Here is a 2,047-nt window from a genome sequence, read left to right on the forward strand (position 1 = left end):
TTTACCCAGCAGGTGCGACCACCAACTCTGATAACGGTGTAAGTGACATTCGTAAAGTTTATGCAGTCATTGAGCAACTAGAAGAGCATCAAGTTCCGTTATTACTTCATGGTGAAGTGACTCATAACCACGTTGATATTTTTGACCGTGAAAAACGTTTCTTAGATGAAGTTTTATCACCGTTATTAAAACAGTTTCCAAAACTTAAAGTGGTACTTGAACACATCACAACAAGCGATGCCGCACACTTTGTTTTAGAACAAGACCGCAATGTGGCTGCAACAATCACGCCTCAGCATTTATTATTTAACCGTAATGATATGTTGGTTGGTGGTATTAAACCGCATTTCTATTGCTTACCAATTTTAAAGCGTCAAACTCACCAGACCACTTTGCTTGAAGTTGCAACGAGCGGTAACCCTAAATTTTTCTTGGGTACAGATAGTGCTCCTCACTCGCAAAATGCAAAAGAAAATGCGTGTGGCTGTGCGGGCTGTTATAGTGCGCCTAATGCAATTGAACTTTATGCTCAAGCATTTGATCAAGTAGGTAAACTAGAACGTTTAGAAGGTTTTGCTAGCCACTTTGGTGCAGACTTCTACGGCCTACCACGTAATACTTCTACCATTACTTTGGTAAAAGAAGATAACCTCGTTCCAGAATCTTTTGATTATTTAGATGATCAAAAAATTATCCCGCTGCATGCCGGGAAAACGCTGCAATGGAGAAAAGTGTGACACAAGAAACCTCTGTCCCGGTCATTGGCCAACGTTTTCGTGGCTTCTTACCTGTTGTTGTTGACGTTGAAACGGCAGGTTTTAATGCCCAGACAGATGCATTGCTAGAAATTGCGTGCATTCCAATTGTGTATGATGCTCAGGGACAATTTGTCCCTGGTCCAGCATTTCATGCACATATTAACCCGTTTGAAGGGGCTAATCTCGATCGTCGTTCGCTAGACTTTATTGGTATTGATCCATTCAATCCAATGCGTATTGCAATGGCTGAAGATGAGCGTACTGCATTACGCCGTATTTTTAAATCGGTGAATGAAGTCCGCAAACAGCAACATTGTACACATGCAGTCTTAGTGGGCCACAATGCGCATTTTGACCTTGGTTTTGTACAAGCAGCAATTGCGCGTACAAGTACAAAAAACCAAAACCCATTTCATAGTTTTTCAGTGATGGATACTGTTACTTTAAGTGCTGTTATGTTTGGACAAACTGTGCTTGCGAAAGCGTGTATTCAAGCTGGAATTGAGTTCGATGGCAAAGAAGCACACTCTGCTTTGTACGATACTCAGAAGACTGCTGAACTGTTTTGCTATATTTTGAACAAACTGTCACCTTACCTCCTTGACAGTTTGGTGGCGGCTTCTTAAGATACCGCCATCCTCAACGTCCCTATCGTCTAGAGGCCTAGGACATCGCCCTTTCACGGCGGTAACCGGGGTTCGAATCCCCGTAGGGACGCCATATTCTCTTCTTATAAAATTCCTTTCTATTTTATTTTTATATTTCTAATTTTCTGTATTTCCAAATAAAATACACTTGTACATATATATCACCGATCCAGTATTTCCTTTACATAGATTTACAATATAATAATTCTTATTTTTATACTGATATTTATTATCAACAAGGTTTTAAATGGATCTTAAGCTTCGCCTCCTCTCCCTGAGCATCGCTCAACTCTGTTGTATCTCAAGTACTTTCGCAGAAACAGATCAGCCTTCAACCACACTCGCTACGATTAAGATTAAAGCTCAACAGGCAGCTGACCAAACTTATAAAGTCGATAGTTCAAGTAGCGCAACACGTAGTGAAATCGCATTAAAAGATACACCACAATCTGTCCGTGTAGTGACTCAAAAAGTAATTGAAGATATTGGCGCGACACGTTTAATCGAAGCGCTTGATTTAGCTGGTGGTGTGACTCGCGCTAATAACTTTGGTGGCCAAGGCTTAACAGGCTTTAATCTCCGTGGTTTCACTAGCGGTGAATTTTATCGTAATGGATTCCCAATTAACCGTGGTTATCCAAA

3 protein-coding genes and 1 tRNA gene are annotated in these 2,047 nt (G+C 40.8%); all 4 read left to right on the forward strand.

The features are described 5' to 3' along the window. Nucleotides 1-737: dihydroorotase (gene pyrC, locus J536_RS23735; RefSeq protein ID WP_032064196.1), on the forward strand; the 737-nt coding region annotated here is incomplete at its 5' end. Next, on the forward strand, nt 722-1,384 hold the full coding sequence (gene rnt, locus J536_RS23740; RefSeq protein ID WP_002117536.1) for a ribonuclease T: 663 nt from the start codon (nt 722-724) through the stop codon (nt 1,382-1,384). The genes pyrC and rnt, both read left to right, overlap by 16 nt. Nucleotides 1,385-1,402: 18 nt before the next feature. Then, a tRNA-Glu gene (locus tag J536_RS23745) sits at nt 1,403-1,478 on the forward strand. 174 nt (nt 1,479-1,652) lie between these two features. Then, nucleotides 1,653-2,047, forward strand: a 395-nt coding sequence (locus tag J536_RS23750; RefSeq protein WP_032064197.1) for a TonB-dependent receptor plug domain-containing protein, incomplete at its 3' end; no start/stop codon positions are given.

It is taken from the genome of Acinetobacter sp. 809848 (assembly GCF_000581275.1).
Taxonomy (GTDB): domain Bacteria; phylum Pseudomonadota; class Gammaproteobacteria; order Pseudomonadales; family Moraxellaceae; genus Acinetobacter; species Acinetobacter pittii.